16 protein-coding genes and 2 riboswitches are annotated in these 15267 nt (G+C 70.3%); of the genes, 7 read left to right on the forward strand and 9 right to left on the reverse strand.

The window, feature by feature from the left end; genetic code table 11:
* Positions 1–50 precede the first annotated feature (50 nt).
* The 4 genes from GRC12_RS16570 to GRC12_RS16585 form a co-directional block, all read right to left on the reverse strand.
* Positions 51–1058 (reverse strand): ABC transporter permease, encoded by a 1008-nt coding sequence (locus tag GRC12_RS16570; protein WP_208780058.1) that lies wholly within the window; start codon positions 1056–1058, stop codon positions 51–53.
* Positions 1059–1371: 313 nt separating this feature from the next.
* Positions 1372–2130, reverse strand: a complete 759-nt coding sequence (locus GRC12_RS16575) for an enhanced serine sensitivity protein SseB C-terminal domain-containing protein (protein ID WP_208780070.1) — start codon at positions 2128–2130, stop codon at positions 1372–1374.
* A gap of 152 nt (positions 2131–2282) precedes the next feature.
* Positions 2283–3077 (reverse strand): enhanced serine sensitivity protein SseB, encoded by a 795-nt coding sequence (locus GRC12_RS16580; RefSeq protein WP_208780059.1) that lies wholly within the window; start codon positions 3075–3077, stop codon positions 2283–2285.
* Between the two features lie 93 nt (positions 3078–3170).
* Entirely contained in the window at positions 3171–3839 is a 669-nt protein-coding gene (locus GRC12_RS16585; RefSeq protein WP_208780060.1) for an AAA family ATPase, read from the reverse strand.
* A 178-nt stretch (positions 3840–4017) separates the two neighbouring features.
* Positions 4018–4127, forward strand: a riboswitch (glycine riboswitch).
* A riboswitch (glycine riboswitch) is annotated at positions 4128–4235 on the forward strand.
* 44 nt (positions 4236–4279) lie between these two features.
* Between GRC12_RS16585 and gcvT the strand changes: the two genes are divergently transcribed.
* The 6 genes from gcvT to GRC12_RS16615 all read left to right on the forward strand — a co-directional run bounded on the left by gcvT (position 4280) and on the right by GRC12_RS16615 (position 10744).
* Complete coding sequence (gcvT, locus tag GRC12_RS16590) at positions 4280–5398, forward strand: glycine cleavage system aminomethyltransferase GcvT (protein ID WP_208780061.1); 1119 nt, start codon at positions 4280–4282, stop codon at positions 5396–5398.
* Positions 5399–5681: 283 nt separating this feature from the next.
* Positions 5682–6059 carry a glycine cleavage system protein GcvH gene (gene gcvH / locus GRC12_RS16595; protein ID WP_108015535.1) on the forward strand — a complete coding sequence of 126 codons (378 nt, stop codon included), beginning with the start codon at positions 5682–5684 and terminating at the stop codon, positions 6057–6059.
* Between the two features lie 14 nt (positions 6060–6073).
* Positions 6074–7357, forward strand: coding sequence for a serine hydroxymethyltransferase (glyA, locus tag GRC12_RS16600; RefSeq protein ID WP_208780062.1), 1284 nt, complete (start codon positions 6074–6076; stop codon positions 7355–7357).
* A gap of 56 nt (positions 7358–7413) precedes the next feature.
* Positions 7414–8781 carry an L-serine ammonia-lyase gene (locus GRC12_RS16605; protein WP_208780063.1) on the forward strand — a complete coding sequence of 456 codons (1368 nt, stop codon included), beginning with the start codon at positions 7414–7416 and terminating at the stop codon, positions 8779–8781.
* Positions 8782–9091: 310 nt separating this feature from the next.
* Positions 9092–10123, forward strand: coding sequence for a phosphatidylinositol-specific phospholipase C domain-containing protein (locus GRC12_RS16610; protein WP_208780064.1), 1032 nt, complete (start codon positions 9092–9094; stop codon positions 10121–10123).
* Between the two features lie 63 nt (positions 10124–10186).
* Complete coding sequence (locus tag GRC12_RS16615) at positions 10187–10744, forward strand: GH25 family lysozyme (RefSeq protein WP_208780065.1); 558 nt, start codon at positions 10187–10189, stop codon at positions 10742–10744.
* Positions 10745–10760: 16 nt separating this feature from the next.
* On the opposite strand, the gene GRC12_RS16620 is transcribed toward GRC12_RS16615, so the two are convergent.
* The 3 genes from GRC12_RS16620 to GRC12_RS16630 form a co-directional block, all read right to left on the reverse strand.
* On the reverse strand, positions 10761–11438 hold the full coding sequence (locus GRC12_RS16620) for an NADPH-dependent F420 reductase (RefSeq protein ID WP_439959890.1): 678 nt from the start codon (positions 11436–11438) through the stop codon (positions 10761–10763).
* A 135-nt stretch (positions 11439–11573) separates the two neighbouring features.
* Complete coding sequence (locus tag GRC12_RS16625; protein WP_133046657.1) at positions 11574–11786, reverse strand: EF-hand domain-containing protein; 213 nt, start codon at positions 11784–11786, stop codon at positions 11574–11576.
* A gap of 59 nt (positions 11787–11845) precedes the next feature.
* Positions 11846–12790 (reverse strand): MerR family transcriptional regulator, encoded by a 945-nt coding sequence (locus tag GRC12_RS16630; protein WP_208780067.1) that lies wholly within the window; start codon positions 12788–12790, stop codon positions 11846–11848.
* 49 nt (positions 12791–12839) lie between these two features.
* Here GRC12_RS16630 and GRC12_RS16635 point away from each other — a divergent pair, with 49 nt between their 5' ends.
* Entirely contained in the window at positions 12840–13475 is a 636-nt protein-coding gene (locus GRC12_RS16635) for a GNAT family N-acetyltransferase (RefSeq protein WP_208780068.1), read from the forward strand.
* Positions 13476–13502: 27 nt separating this feature from the next.
* On the opposite strand, the gene GRC12_RS16640 is transcribed toward GRC12_RS16635, so the two are convergent.
* Together GRC12_RS16640 and GRC12_RS16645 are read right to left on the reverse strand one after the other, a co-directional pair.
* The gene (locus GRC12_RS16640) at positions 13503–14678 is read right to left on the reverse strand and encodes a YVTN family beta-propeller repeat protein (protein ID WP_208780069.1); all 1176 of its coding nucleotides are present in this window, start codon (positions 14676–14678) and stop codon (positions 13503–13505) included.
* The coding region (locus GRC12_RS16645) for a polysaccharide deacetylase family protein (protein WP_244372972.1) at positions 14678–15267 on the reverse strand (590 nt) is incomplete at its 5' end. The genes GRC12_RS16640 and GRC12_RS16645, both read right to left, overlap by 1 nt.

Here is a 15267-nt window from a genome sequence, read left to right on the forward strand (position 1 = left end):
GATGAGAGACCCCGTGTTGGTGCCACGGGACGCTTGTGCGGTACGGCGGTTCAGCGGGAGCCCTTCGGGTCGAGCGCGTCCCGCACGCCGTCGCCGAAGAGGTTGAAGGCCAGAACGGTGATGAAGATCGCTACACCCGGGACGATCATGTACATGGGGTCCGAGTCGTAGTAGTCGATCGCCGTCGAGAGCATCTGCCCCCAGGACGAGGTGGGCGGCTTGACGCCCACGCCCAGGAAGCTCAGTGCCGCTTCGGTCAGGATGTTGGTGGGGATCATCATCGTCGTGTAGACGATGATCGGGGCGACGAGGTTGGGCAGCAGCTCCTTGAACAGGATGTAGAACCGCCCCGCGCCCAGGGACCGGGCCGCCTCGACGTACTCGCGCTCACGCATCGAGAGGGTCTGGCCGCGCACCACGCGTCCGATGTAGGGCCAGCCGAAGAAGCCGATGACCAGGATCATCACGAACACGCGCACGCTGGAGCCGCTCAGCCCGAGCATCCGGTCCGGCATGACGGAGACCAGCGCGATGATGAAGAGGAGCTGGGGGAAGGCCAGCAGACCGTCCATGACGCGGCTGATGACCGAGTCGACCCAGCCGCCGAAGAAGCCGGCCAGGATGCCCAGCACCGTGCCGAGGACGACGGCGACGATCGCGGACAGGAAGCCGACCAGCAGCGAGATCCGGGCGCCGTAGAGGATGCGGGCGAAGATGTCGCGGCCGTTGACCGGCTCGACGCCCAGCCAGTGGGTGCCGCTGACGCCGCCGAGCGACCCCTTGGGGGTGCTGAAGAGCGGGTCGATCAGGCTCTCGTGGTACGCGTCGGGGTCCTGGCCGTACAGGCTGGCGATCAGGGGCGCGAACACCGCGACCACGATGAGCAGGAGCACGATGATGCCGCCCGCCAGGGCGAGCTTGTCCCGCTTCAGGCGCTCCCAGGCGATCCGGCCCAGGGAGCGTCCCTGTACGGCCCTCGCGTCGGCGCTGGCGACCGCCGCTTCCTCGGCCGCGCTCGGGGCCGCTTCCGCGGTCGGCTCGTGCAATGGTGCCGTCATCAGGCAGGGACCCCTCTTCGATTTCAACCGGCGGTAGCCGGCCCGCACTTGCCGCTGTGGCGGCGTGATCAGTCCTCGTACACGGGGACGAAGTCCCCTGGAGCGGGAGTCTTCAACGCTTTGGCGATCTGTTGCCAGACTTGGCGGTGAAAGGATGCGTAAACGTGATGCGGGCTGCAGGGTTCCGTTATCCGGACACTGGGTAACGGGGGTCGGACGGGTTCTTTTCGGACATTCCGCACATCAAAGGATCTTACGGCGCCATCTACGCGCGCAGATCACCAGAGGCCCGGTCTGGACCAGAAGACGTGTATCAGTATGCGCCGTGCGCCGGCGGATAGCCGTATCCGGCCGCCGGGGCCTGGGCGGGTGCGGGCGCGTGGGCCTCGCGGTCGTAGAACGGGCGGGCGCTCGCCCGCATCCACAGCGCGACGGGGTCGTACTCGTCGGACATCGCGACGGTCGACACGGGCAGGCCGTCGGGGACCGCGCCGATGGACTGCTGCATCATCGCCCGCACCGAGTCCACGGCGGGCGGACTGGTGTCGTAGACGTCGAGGCCGATGGCGAGATACGGCGCCCCGAGCGCCGGCTGCACCCAGGCGCGGCGCAGCGAGCGGACGGCCGGGGTGCGGTGGGCGTTCTGCGCGAGCAGGGCGTAGAACTGAGGGATCTCGATGGTCGGCTCCTGCAGTCGCAGCGGGCCGGCGGGCTGGCGCTCCAGGCCGGTGGCGATACGGCGCAGATCCGGCCAGGGGATGCCGACGCCGCCGCCCGGGGCGTGCGGGTTGAGCCAGAGGCCGAAGTGGTCGGGGTAGAGGGTGCGGGCCACGTCGATCCCGTCGACCACCTCGTAGGAGCGGTTCCAGCCGCTGGCGGAGAGTTCCTGGGCCGAGGTGACGCACGGGGCGTAGCCGTAGCCGTCCACTTCCATGTTTCCGTACTGGGCGTCCGGAGCGCCCGCCTGGCCGTGCCACAGGAGCATCCAGATCTGGCCCTGGCCAGGGGTGGCGAGCGCCCTGAGCAGCGCCTCGTAGGCGTCGTAGCGCCCGGGCGTCACCTGGCGCAGCATCTGCTCGACGCCGCCGCTGAGGCTCGCGCTCACCTGACGTACCGCCCCTTCGAAGAGTTGCCCCGCATTGGGTGACAGCTTAAGCGCCTGGCTGCTCGGGGCCTGTTGTGCGTGCGCGAGCCCAGGTGTGGCGTTGCCCCGCCGACGGCGGCCTAAAAGTGATCCCTCGTATAGAAAGGGCGTACCCGGTCGCGCATCCAGACGGCCACCGGGTCGTCGGTCACGTCCAGCAGGACCAGGTTGACCGGCCACTGGGTGGGGATCCTGGTCACCGCCCGGCCGAGGGCCTGAAGCGGAAGCGCCCTCAGGTCGCCCTCGCGCTGGGAGAGTTCGACGCCCACGAACATCACCGGGTCCGCCGTCTCGATGGCGGCGAGGCAGCGGCGGGCCGTGGCCACCACACCGACGGCGGCGAACTCCTCGGAGGCCGCGGCCAGGAAGTCGATCGGGTCGTCCTGCCAGTCCGGTTCGTAGAGCTTGACGCGGCCGCCGGAGGCGGGGCCGTCCAGGGCGGTGCGGCCGACGCGGCACAGCTCGGCGACCGCGGCCGGCGGAAGGGGGATGCCGACCACGCCGTCGGGGTTGACCGCGAGGCCCACCTGCGGGGGCAGACCTCGGGCGAACTCGACGGCCGGGGCGACGGTGTACGACAGATGGCCGCCGACGACCTGGCGGAACTGTTCCTCGGAGCTGAAGACCGGGACATAGGCCTGGCCCTCGATCTCCAGCGTGGGCACGTCGAGGGGACCGCTGAGCGGACCCCCGCCGTTGGGCAGCGGGATCCACAGGAAGCTGCGGCCGAGCACCTCGATGATCCGGCCGCCCGCGGAGGGGATGCCGAGGGAGGCCGAGAGCACCTCCTCCAGTTCGTTGCCCGGCCAGCCGCCGTGCGGATGGGGGTGTGCCTGGGCGGGAAAGTCCGCGGGGAGATCCGCTGGGAAGTCCATCTGTGTCCGACCGTCTGCTGGGAACCACTGCTTTGACCGGAAAGGCTAGCGGGTGCGACCGACAACGGGTCAGCCCCTGAAAGCGGGCGGGGCTCAGCCCGTGAAGCCGATCCTGGTGAGGACGTCCGCCGCGGTCCGGTCGAGGAGGACCGCCGAGCCGACGCCCTCGGGCAGCTCGCCGCGCTCCACGGAGCGGATCAGCCGGGCGGCCGCCGTGCGGTGGCGCAGGAAGGCGTAGCGGGAGACGCCCCGGCCGCGCTCGCGCTGGCCCGCCAGCGCCGCGTCCGGCGTGACGTCCAGGAGCAGCAGGTGCAGCGTGCCGCCACGGCGGCGGGCCTCGCGGGCCAGCCAGCCGCGCACCCAGGACTGCGTACCGCAGTCGTGCACGACGACCCCCTCGCCGCCGCGCACGGCCCGGCGCAGACCGGCGTAGTGGGTGAGGCGGACCAGAGGGCGGTAGAGCGCGTAGGGCAGCGGGGCCGGCAGCCGGCGCTCCCAGCGGTCGCGGGCGTCCTGGGAGTCGACGCGGGCGCCCCTGACCGCGCGGGCCATCAGCGTGGACTTGCCGCTGCCGGGCAGGCCGGTGACGACGACGAGGTCACGGGGTCCGAAGAGCAGGGCGTGCGGACTGCGGCCCGAGCGGTCGCGCAGATCGCGGACGACGGGGGCCGGGAGTTCGTCGCACCGCTCGCGGGCCGGGGCCGAGGGCTGCCGGGGCAGCGTGAGAGCCGAGGTCGTGGCGTACGCCGTGGGCCTGTTCACCGTGATCGTCCTCCCTGCGGGGTCAGGAAAGCTTCTCCCCACTGAATGTAAAGAGAAGGTAATGCACGGTGTCTCGCGGTTCCGTTCGGTTCCGGCCACAGGCCCGTCACAAAAGAGCGGTCTGACGCGAGCGGACGAGGCGTGCAATGATGTGCGCGCCAACTGCATACCGGCCGTTTGAATCCGCGCGGGAGAGTCCCCAGTACACGAGCACGTCCACGTCGCTGGGGCGCCGAAGGAGCAAGTCCCTCCCTTGAATCTCTCAGGCCCCGTTACCGCGCGGGCGAGGCACATCTGAAAAGCGGGCCGCCGTGCGGTGGCCCCACCCACGGTGCAAGCCCGGTCATTCGCGTGATCAGGGCGAACCTCTCAGGTACCGATGACAGATGGGGAGGAATGACCTCGCCCTGTCCCGTCATGCCCTGGGAGACGACCGTCCGATGAGCAGCACCGAACTCCGCCGTACCGCGCTCGATGCCCTGCATCGTTCGCTGGGTGCGACGATGACCGACTTCGCCGGCTGGGACATGCCGCTGCGCTACGGCTCCGAGCGCGACGAGCACCTGGCCGTGCGCACCCGGGCCGGCCTCTTCGACCTCTCCCACATGGGCGAGATCACCGTCACCGGCCCGCAGGCCGCCGCCCTGCTGAACCACGCCCTGGTCGGCAACATCGCGTCCGTCGCCGTTGGCCGCGCCCGCTACACCATGATCTGCCGTGCCGACGGCGGGATCCTGGACGACCTGATCGTCTACCGGCTCGCCGAGACCGAGTACCTGGTCGTCGCCAACGCCTCCAACGCCCAGGTCGTGCTGGACGCGCTGACCGAGCGCGCGGCGGGCTTCGACGCCGAGGTGCGCGACGACCGGGACGCCTACGCCCTCATCGCCGTCCAGGGCCCCGAGTCGCCCGGGATCCTGAAGTCCCTCACCGACGCCGACCTCGACGGCCTCAAGTACTACGCGGGCCTGCCCGGCACGGTCGCCGGCGTCCCCGCCCTCATCGCCCGCACCGGCTACACCGGCGAGGACGGCTTCGAGCTGTTCGTGAAGCCCGAGCACGCCGTCGAGCTGTGGCAGGCGCTGAGCAAGGCGGGCGAGGCCGCCGGCCTGGTCCCCTGCGGGCTGTCCTGCCGGGACACCCTGCGCCTGGAGGCGGGCATGCCGCTGTACGGGCACGAGCTGAGCACCGAGCTGACGCCCTTCGACGCCGGGCTCGGCCGGGTGGTGAAGTTCGACAAGGAGGGCGACTTCGTCGGGCGCGAGGCGCTCGCCGAGGCCGCCGCCCGCGCCCAGGAGAACCCGCCGCGCGTCCTGGTCGGCCTGATCGCCGAGGGCCGCCGCGTCCCGCGCGCCGGGTACCCGGTCGTGGCCGGCGGCGAGGTGATCGGCGAGGTCACGTCCGGCGCCCCCTCCCCCACGCTGGGCAGGCCGATCGCGATGGCGTACGTCGACACGGCGCACTCGGCCGTGGGCACCCCGGGTGTCGGTGTGGACATTCGGGGTAGCCACGAGCCGCACCGCGTCGTGGCGCTGCCGTTCTACAAGCGCCAGAATTGAAGTTCTCTCCCGGCCGAAGCCGAGAGACTCTCCCCTGGATCGCTCCGGGGAGTTTGACAGGTCGCGCCTGTCCGGCCACGACCCTCCCGGCCGCCGGAGCAAGTACGGGACTCGCTCGGGTTGTTGGGGACTTGACTGTCGCCCCCGACAATGCGCTGAGCGTATCAGACGACGGGCGCGGTCCGTAGCGAGAGCGTAACCCTGCGCACATAACCTGTGCGCATCAGCAGTCCCAGCAGTACCCCATGCATCACCACTCCCCGCGTACAGGAGAATTCAGGCCATGAGCAACCCCCAGCAGCTGCGCTACAGCAAGGAGCACGAGTGGCTGTCGGCCGCCGAGGACGGCGTCTCGACGGTCGGCATCACCGAGTTCGCGGCGAACGCGCTCGGCGACGTCGTCTACGCCCAGCTTCCCGAGGTGGGCTCCGCCGTGACCGCGGGCGAGACCTGCGGCGAGCTGGAGTCGACCAAGTCGGTCAGCGACCTGTACTCCCCCGTGACCGGTGAGGTCACCGAGATCAACGAGGACGTGGTGAACGACCCGTCCCTGGTCAACTCGGCCCCCTTCGAGGGCGGCTGGCTCTTCAAGGTGCGCGTCACCGAGGAGCCCTCCGACCTGCTCTCCGCCGACGAGTACACCGCCCAGAACGCCGGCTGAGGAGTCGAGGCCGCATGACCGTCCTGAACACGTCCCTGCACGAGCTCGACCCGGAGATCGCCGCCGCGGTCGACGCCGAGCTCGTGCGCCAGCAGTCCACCCTCGAGATGATCGCCTCGGAGAACTTCGCTCCGCTCGCGGTCATGGAGGCGCAGGGCTCGGTCCTGACCAACAAGTACGCGGAGGGCTACCCGGGCCGCCGCTACTACGGCGGCTGCGAGCACGTCGACGTCGCCGAGCAGATCGCCATCGACCGTCTCAAGGAGCTGTTCGGCGCCGAGTACGCCAACGTCCAGCCCCACTCCGGCGCCTCCGCCAACCAGGCCGCACTGTTCGCGCTGGCCCAGCCCGGCGACACCATCCTCGGGCTCGACCTCGCCCACGGCGGCCACCTCACCCACGGGATGCGGCTGAACTTCTCCGGCAAGCAGTTCGACGTGGTCGCCTACCACGTGGACCCGGCGACCGGACTCGTCGACATGGCCGAGCTGGAGAAGCTGGCCAAGGAGCACCGGCCGAAGGTGATCATCGCCGGGTGGTCGGCGTACCCGCGGCAGCTGGACTTCGCCGAGTTCCGCCGGATCGCGGACGAGGTCGAGGCGTACCTGTGGGTCGACATGGCGCACTTCGCGGGGCTGGTGGCGGCCGGGCTGCACCCGAACCCGGTGCCGTACGCCGACGTCGTCACCTCCACCACGCACAAGACGCTCGGCGGTCCGCGCGGCGGCATCATCCTCGCCCGCGGCAAGGACTTCGCGAAGAAGCTGAACTCCTCCGTCTTCCCCGGTTTCCAGGGCGGTCCGCTGGAGCACGTGATCGCGGCGAAGGCGGTGTCCTTCAAGGTCGCGGCGAGCGAGGAGTTCAAGGAGCGCCAGCGGCGTACGGTGGACGGTGCGCGCATCCTCGCCGAGCGGCTGACGGCGGCCGACGCCCGAGAGGCCGGGGTGAACGTCCTGTCCGGCGGCACGGACGTGCACCTGATCCTCGTCGACCTGCGCGAGTCCGAACTGGACGGACAGCAGGCCGAGGACCGTCTCCACGAGGTCGGCATCACGGTCAACCGCAACGCCGTCCCCAACGACCCGCGGCCGCCGATGGTGACCTCGGGCCTGCGGATCGGTACGCCGGCCCTGGCGACCCGCGGCTTCACGGCCGAGGACTTCGCCGAGGTCGCGGACGTCATCGCCGAGACGCTGAAGGCGCCCTCTCCCTTCGGGAAGGACGACGTGGAGGCGCTGAAGGCCCGGGTGAAGGCGCTTGCCGACAAGCACCCGCTGTACCCCGGCCTGAACAAGTAGTTCCCCGGTGGGGGCACCCGACGACGTGTGCCCCCACCCTTTTCGGAGGAGTTCCCGTGGCCATCTCGGTCTTCGACCTGTTCTCGATCGGCATCGGCCCGTCGAGCTCCCACACGGTGGGACCGATGCGTGCGGCCCGCATGTTCGCCCGCCGCCTGCGCAACGAGGAACTGCTGGACTCCGTCGCGTCCGTGCGTTCCGAGCTCTACGGCTCCCTGGGCGCGACCGGCCACGGCCACGGCACCCCCAAGGCGGTGCTGCTCGGCCTGGAGGGCGCCTCCCCGCGGACGGTGGACGTCGAGACGGCGGACGACCGGGTGGAGCAGATCAAGGAGTCGGGCCGTATCCGGCTGCTCGGCCGGCACGAGATCCCGTTCTCCTTCGACGACGACCTGAAGCTGCACCGCCGCAAGGCCCTCCCGTACCACGCCAACGGCATGACGCTCTGGGCGTACGACGCCTCGGGCGCCGAGCTGCTGTCGAAGACGTACTACTCGGTGGGCGGCGGGTTCGTCGTGGACGAGGACGCGGTGGGCGCGGACCGGATCAAGCTGGACGACACCGTGCTGAAGTATCCTTTCCGCACCGGTGACGAGCTGTTGCGCCTGACCAGCGAGACCGGTCTGTCGATCTCCTCCCTGATGCTGGAGAACGAGCGCGCCTGGCGCACGGAGGACGAGATCCGGGCCGGCCTGCTGGAGATCTGGCGCGTCATGCGGGAGTGCGTGACGCGCGGAATGTCCCGGGAGGGCATCCTGCCGGGCGGTCTGAAGGTCCGCCGCCGGGCCGCCGTCTCCGCCCGTCAACTCCGGGCCGAGGGCGAGCCGTTGGCGCACGCGATGGAGTGGATCACGCTCTACGCGATGGCGGTCAACGAGGAGAACGCGGCGGGTGGCCGCGTGGTGACCGCCCCGACGAACGGGGCCGCAGGCATCATCCCGGCCGTCCTGCACTACTACATCAACTTCGTGCCGGGCGCCGACGAGGACGGCGTGGTGCGCTTCCTGCTGGCCGCGGGCGCGATCGGCATGCTCTTCAAGGAGAACGCGTCCATCTCCGGCGCCGAGGTCGGCTGCCAGGGCGAGGTCGGCTCGGCCTGCTCGATGGCGGCGGGCGCGCTGGCCGAGGTGCTCGGCGGCTCCCCCGAACAGGTCGAGAACGCGGCCGAGATCGGCATGGAACACAACCTCGGCCTCACCTGCGACCCGGTCGGCGGCCTCGTCCAGATCCCCTGCATCGAGCGCAACGGCATGGCCGCGGTGAAGGCGGTCACGGCGGCGAAGATGGCGATGCGCGGCGACGGCTCCCACAAGGTGTCCCTGGACAAGGTCATCAAGACGATGAAGGACACGGGGGCGGACATGTCCGTCAAGTACAAGGAGACGGCGCGGGGCGGCTTGGCGGTCAACATCATCGAATGCTGACGAGCTGAGCGAGCCGGCCTGACCAGCGCGTTCGTGTTCTTCAGCGCTATCGGGCCTTGCCTGCTTACGCGGCGGAATGTCCCTGGGAAACTCCGTCCACTGCTTCTGCCGGAAACCCGAGACCGCGAGCTGACGGAGGGCTCCCGCACGGCCACCTCGTCTACGCGGCCACGGGAGGTCGTGCCTCGGCGCATACGTCCACCGTGACGTCCGCGCGGGCGGAGCCCGTTGTTCCGCGAAGGTCTACCGCTCAGTAACCGCATGCCCCTACGCTTCGGCCAACTCGGCCGAGGTGAAGGGGAATTGAGCCATGCGGGTGGTGAGACGGCTGGCGGCGCTCGTGGGTGCGTCCGCGATGCTGGTGGTGGTACCGGGTCAGGCGCACGCGGCGTCGCCGACGTTCGCGCAGACGACGACGATCGGTACGCACAACGCGTACGAGAAGGACAAGTACACCTACTGGGCGCAGGCGTTGGACTCGGGTGCCTCGCTGCTGGAGCTGGACGTGTACGCGGACAGCCTGAGCAGGCGCTGGCGGGTGAGCCACAGCAAACCGCTCGGTGACGACAACAACTGCGAGTACGCCAGCAAGCCCAGCGAGCTCTACAGCAAGAACCGCAACCAGGACCTCGGCAGCTGCCTGGACAACATGGCGGCCTGGGAGCAGCTCCACCCCGATCACGCGCCGATCGTCGTGAAGGTCGAGATGAAGGTCGGCTTCAACAACGACGTCGGTCTCGGCCCCGACGAATTCGACACCCTGGTCTCGCAGAAGCTCGGCAGCAGCGTCTACAGGCCGGCCGATCTGCTGGGCTCCTCGTACTCCACGCTGGACGCGGCGGCGAAGGCGAACGCCTGGCCGACGCGGGACCAGTTGAAGGGCAAGTTCATCTTCGAGCTGATCCCGGGCACGGTGGAGGAGTCCAACCCGTTCGACCACTACTGGACGGACGAGGAGTACGGCGACCATCTGCGCGACCTGTACGCGGCGGGGAACATATCGGAGGCGCAGGCCTTCCCCGCGGTGCTCGGCGCGGCGGACGGCGACCCGCGCACATCCCGCTACGACGCCTCGATCCGCCCGTGGTTCGTCTTCTTCGACGGTGACGCGGCGACGTACGTCAACAACGGCTACGACACGTCGTTCTACTCCGCGAACCACTACATCCTGATCATGACGGACGCGTACGGAGTCTCGCCGGCGATCTCCTCGACGGCCCCGACGGACGCCGAAGTGGCCGCCAGGCTGGCGCTGTTGGCGGCGGACCACGCGAGTATGATCACCTCGGACTGGTCGGCCAAGTCGGCGTCCGTGCTGAGTTCGGTGGCCGCGAGAAGTTGACGTCCTAAGGTATGGGGTGCCGCAAACTCCTGTCCCCACGACGGAACTTCAGGGAGTCCCCCCATGCTGCACGGTATCGACGTCAGCGCCTACCAGTCGTCCTCGTACGCCACGGACGGCCTCTCCTTCGCCTTCGTCAAGGCGACGGAGGGCCGTTCGTACGTCAACCCGAGACTGGCGGCCCAGACCAAGACGGCCCGCGAGGCCGGCCTGGTCGTCGGCTTCTACCACTTCCTGTGGCCGGGCAACCTCGACGCCCAGGCCGAGTACCTCGTGAAGCACGCCCCGGAGAGGGCGGGCGACATCCTCGCCGTCGACTGGGAGACGACCAGCTCCGGCACCCACGCGAGCAACGCGGAGAAGGACCGCTTCATCCGCAAGGTGAAGGCGCTGCGTCCGAACAACAGGGTCCTCCTCTACTGCAACCGCGACTTCTGGCTCAACATCGACGACACCTCGTACGCCGGCGACGGTCTCTGGATCGCCGACTACGTCACGGCGGGCAAGCCCCGCATCAAGGCCACGTGGCGCTTCCACCAGTACGCCAGCGAACCCCACGACAAGGACGTCGCCGACTTCGCCGACAAGGCGGCGCTGAAGAAGTGGGCCGCCGAGGGCTGAGCGGCCCGTGGAAGGCTCAGCCGCGGAAGTCCGCCGGGCGTTCGGGGGAGGCCTCCGCCAGGGCCTTGGTCACTCCGTCCACGCCCTCGCGCAGACCGTAGACCGGGGTGCCCGGCTGCTGGCGCCAGGAGTCGGCGAGGGTGCCCGCGTCGACCGTGTCGAAGCCGAGCTGGTCGATCAGGTCCCGGACGACGCGCTTGGCGGCCTCGTCGTCGCCGGCGACCGGGAGGGCCATGCGGTCGGGGTCGCCGGCCGGGCGGGGCCGGTCCAGGATGTCCTGTGCGTAGGTGCCGTTGAAGGCCTTGATCACGGTGTGCCCGATCTGCCGCGCGGTCCAGGCGCTCTCCGTCAGGCCCTCGTCCTCGATCCCGGCGATCCGGCCGTCCCGCTGCCGCGGGTAGTAGTTTCCGGTGTCGATCACGGCGACGTTCTCCGCGGCGCCGTCCAGCAGGCCGGACGGCAGGTCGGGGACCGCCTTGAGCGGCACGGTGACCACCACGACCTCGGCACCCCGCGCCGCCTCCTCGGCGCGCACCGCCGTCGCGCCGGTCTCCTCGGCGAGCGCGGCCAGCGTCTCGGGACCGCGCGAGTTCGCGACGGAGACGTCGTGGCCGAGTGCGGTGAGCCGCCGGGTGAGGTTGCCGCCGATGTTGCCCGCCCCGATGATGCCGATCTTCATGACTGGCCCTTCCATGGTCGATGCACACGCATACGTCTGAGGGGCGTCAACCCGGGCGGTCCGCGGACTATTCCGCGGGGCGGGCCGGACAGGTGAAGAGAAAGGGGGCGCCGGCGGCGCCCCCTTCACCGTGCGCGGCGACCGCGCGCGTCACTTGTTCAGGTAGGCCCAGAACTCGTCGAACGACAGGACCTTGTCGCCGTTCAGGTCACGCGTCTTGATGATCACCTCGGCCACCGACTCGGTGACGTTCCAGTCGCCCCCCTGGGCGAGAGCGGCCTTGAACTCGGCGGCGGTGATGACCCCGTCGCCGTCGGTGTCGATCCGCTCAAACTCCTTGCGCGCTGCTTCGATGTCCGCCACCGATCCGCCCCTTTTTGTCGCGTTTCATCTGTCTTACCGGCGTACTGCCGCAGGTCAGACTAACCGCCCGTGCGCGCCCGCAGTGCGGCCCCCACCCAGGCGAACTCCTCGGCGTAGGTGTGCACCGGCGCTCCCTTGAGGATGCCCAGGAGCTCGCGGTAGCGGGCGAGCCTCGGGTTGTGGGTGGCGTCGACGCGCTCCAGGACCGCGGCGAGGTCGGTGTCGCCGAACAGGTCGCGCAGGACCTGGTCGGCCTCCGGCGACTCGGGGTCGATTCCGCGCTCACGCGCGTTGCCCACCAGTTCGACCAGCCGCCTGGCGAACCACCGGGACGCCCCGGCCGGGGTGTCGGGCCCCCGCCCGGCGTGATTGAGCTCGGCCGCCCTGCGCATCTGAGCCCGGAACTCCGGGTCCTGCACCAGCTCCGCCAGCTCCACCCAGGCGTCGACCTGTTCCGGCGTCGGGTCGTCCGGCAGGTTCACGGCGCTGCTGCGCATCCGCTCCCGGACGTCAGGGTCCGCGAGGTCCAGTCCGCGGAACATCTCCTCCACGAACTCCTCCATGATCCGCCTGCGTTCGGCCGCGGACAGCCGCGCGAGTCTGTTCATCAGGGTCATCTCCTCCGCACTCGAGCCACGTCGTGCCACGGTCGACAGCACGGCGCGGGTCACCCTCAGGGAGCGGATCTGCGCGTCCAGCGCCGCCACGTGCGCCGCCGCGACCTCCGCCACCGTCCGCTCGCCGTCCAGCACCCGGCGTACGTCGGTGAGGCCGAGCCCCAGCTCGCGCAGGGTGCGGATCAGCTCCAGCCGGGCCGCGGACTCGGCGTCGTAGAGCCGGTAACCGCCCGTGGAGCGGCCCACCGGGGTGAGGACGCCCTCGTCGGACCAGTAGCGGATGGTGCGCACGGTCAGCCCGGTGGACCGTGCCAGCTCGCCGATGGTGAAAAGCCCGGTGCTGTCGTACGCGGGGTCTGGGGGGTCTCCCCCCGGATGGTGCAGCATGTCTGCGAGTCTGGGCCTTCCAGTGGGTGGAGACTCAAGGAGCGCCGTCATGGAGACCTTGCGGGACATTCTCGACGCGGCGGCCCGCGGTGTCCTCCCGCCCGCGGACGGCGGCACGACGGTCGTCCCACAGGCCTGCGAACGGGACGCGGGCGTCCTCGCGTTCACCGCGCACGCCGTCGTCTTCACCGACGAGGACCCCGACTGGGTGTACGACGCCCTGCGCGCCACCGGCTGCGACCCGCTCGCCGCGCCGATGAACCCCCGGTTCCTGGCGGCGTTCGTCGAGCGCACGGGCCGTACGGCCGAGACCATCGACGCGATGCTGGTCGGCGGGCCGCTGCCGGGTGAGCCGCCGGTCGCGCTGCGGGAGATCGAGGACGGCGCGCATCCGCGGATCGGGTACGCCCGCGGCCGGCGCGACGACGTGCGCGCGTGGACGGCGGACGGCGGGGTGCTGGTGACGGGCCGCGGGATCGGCGGCCGGCTCGAGGTCTCGGTCGAGGTCGACGAGACGGTACGGCACCGGGGACTTGGCCGGTCGCTGGTGCGGGCCGCCCGGCATCTCGTCACCGAGCCGCTGTGGGCCCAGGTCGCGCCGGGGAACGCCCGCAGCATGCGGACGTTCCTGGCGGCGGGCTACCGGCCGGTGGGCGCGGAGGCGCTGCTGCTGAGGCGCGGCTGAATCAGCGGATGCTCAAGCGCGGCTGAGTCAGCGGAAGATGCCGGTGTGGCCGAGGGAGTAGCGGCCCGGCTGGGGGTAGACCGCGAGGCCGTGCGGGCCGCTGCCGACCTTGATGCGGGCGAGTTGTTCGCCGGTTCGGGTGTCGATGGCGTACACCTCGGCGTTGTAGCGGCCGGACAGCCACAGCACCTTGCCGTCGGCGGAGACGCCGCCCATGTCGGGGCTGCCGCCGTTCGGCAGACGCCACTTCTTGGTGAGCCTGTTCTCGGCGAAGTCGAAGACGGAGATGGTGCCCTCGCCGCGGTTGGAGATGTACATCTCGCGCGAGTCGCGGCTGATGTAGAGGCCGTGGGCGCCCTTGCCGGTGGGCAGGAAGGACGGCTTGGCGAAGGTGTCGCCGTCGAGGATCCACACGCCGTCGGCCATCATGTCGGCGATGTAAAACCGTTTGCCGTCGGGCGAGATCTTGACGTCCTGCGGCATGGAGCCGTGGAACGGCAGCTTCTGCTGCCCGATCACCTTCATCTTCTCCGTGTCGACCTTCAGCAGATCGCCGCTGAACTCGCAGGAGACGATGAAGTAGCGGCCGTCGGCGGAGAAGTCCGCGTGGTTGACGCCGTAGCAGCTGACCGGGACCGACTTCACCCGCTCCATGGTGTGCGCGTCGCGGAAGACGAGTTGGCGGTCGAGGGAGGCCATCACGATGGCGTACTTGCCGTTCGGCGTGAAGTAGAGGTTGTACGGGTCGTGCACGTCGACCGGCTTGCCCGCCTTGCCCGTGCGCGGGTCGATGGGGGTGAGGGTGTTGCCGCGGTCGTTGTTGACCCACAGCGTCCTCATGTCCCAGGAGGGCACCACGTGCTGGGGCTGGACGCCGACCGGGATCGTCTCGACGACCTGGTACGTCTTCGGATCGATGACCGAGACGGTGTTGGAGTTGGTGTTGGGGACGTACACCCGGGACGGGAAGTCCCGCACCGCCGGGGAGAGCCGGTTCGGGCGGTCGGCGGCGTACACGTCCCTCGGGTCGAGGACCGGGGGCATGCCGGGCAGCCCCGGGACGGCCTTGCGCTGCGCCGGGGCGACGGGCGCCTTGCTGCCGAGCGCCTCGTCCTTGTGCCCGCTCGAGCCCTGGGAGCAGGCCGCCAGGGAGGCGAGGGCGACGGTCACGACGAGGGCCTGGGCGATTCGGGTGCGCTGCATCAACTGAACAACTCCGTGGTGGTCACCGCGGCCAGACCGCGGTGGGCGAGTCCTTCCAGTACGGCGGGGAGGGCGGCGACCGTGTCCGGATAACCGAAATGCATACTCACCACGGAACCGCCCCGCGCCTCGGCCAGCACCTTCCGGGTGATGGCGGCGGCACCGGGCCGCGTGTAGTCGAGCGAGTCGACGTCGTACGACAGGACGTGCGGATACCCGGCGTCCCGGGCCAGACGGGCGACCAGGGGGGAGGCCTGCGGGGCGCGGGAGGGGCGGAACCAGGTGCCGATGGAGCCGGTGAGGTGCCGCAGCCGGTCGGCGCACGCGGTGATCTCGGTACGGGCCTGGGCCTCGGGCATCGTGTCGACGGCCAGGTGGCGCTGGGTGTGGTTGCCGAGGTCGTGGCCGCCGTCGAGGATGCGGCGGGCGATGTCCGGATGCTCGTCCAGCCAGGTGCCGACGGCCAGCACGGTCAGGTGTGCGCCGCGCTTCTCGGCCTCGGTCAGCAGGGAGTGGGCGATGGCGGGGTCGCCCTGCCCATGGAAGGTGAGGGCGACCCGGGGGCAGTTGCGGGGGCCGGGGATGAGCC

It is taken from the genome of Streptomyces griseorubiginosus (assembly GCF_017614965.1).
GTDB classification, from domain to species: Bacteria; Actinomycetota; Actinomycetes; order Streptomycetales; family Streptomycetaceae; genus Streptomyces; species Streptomyces griseorubiginosus_B.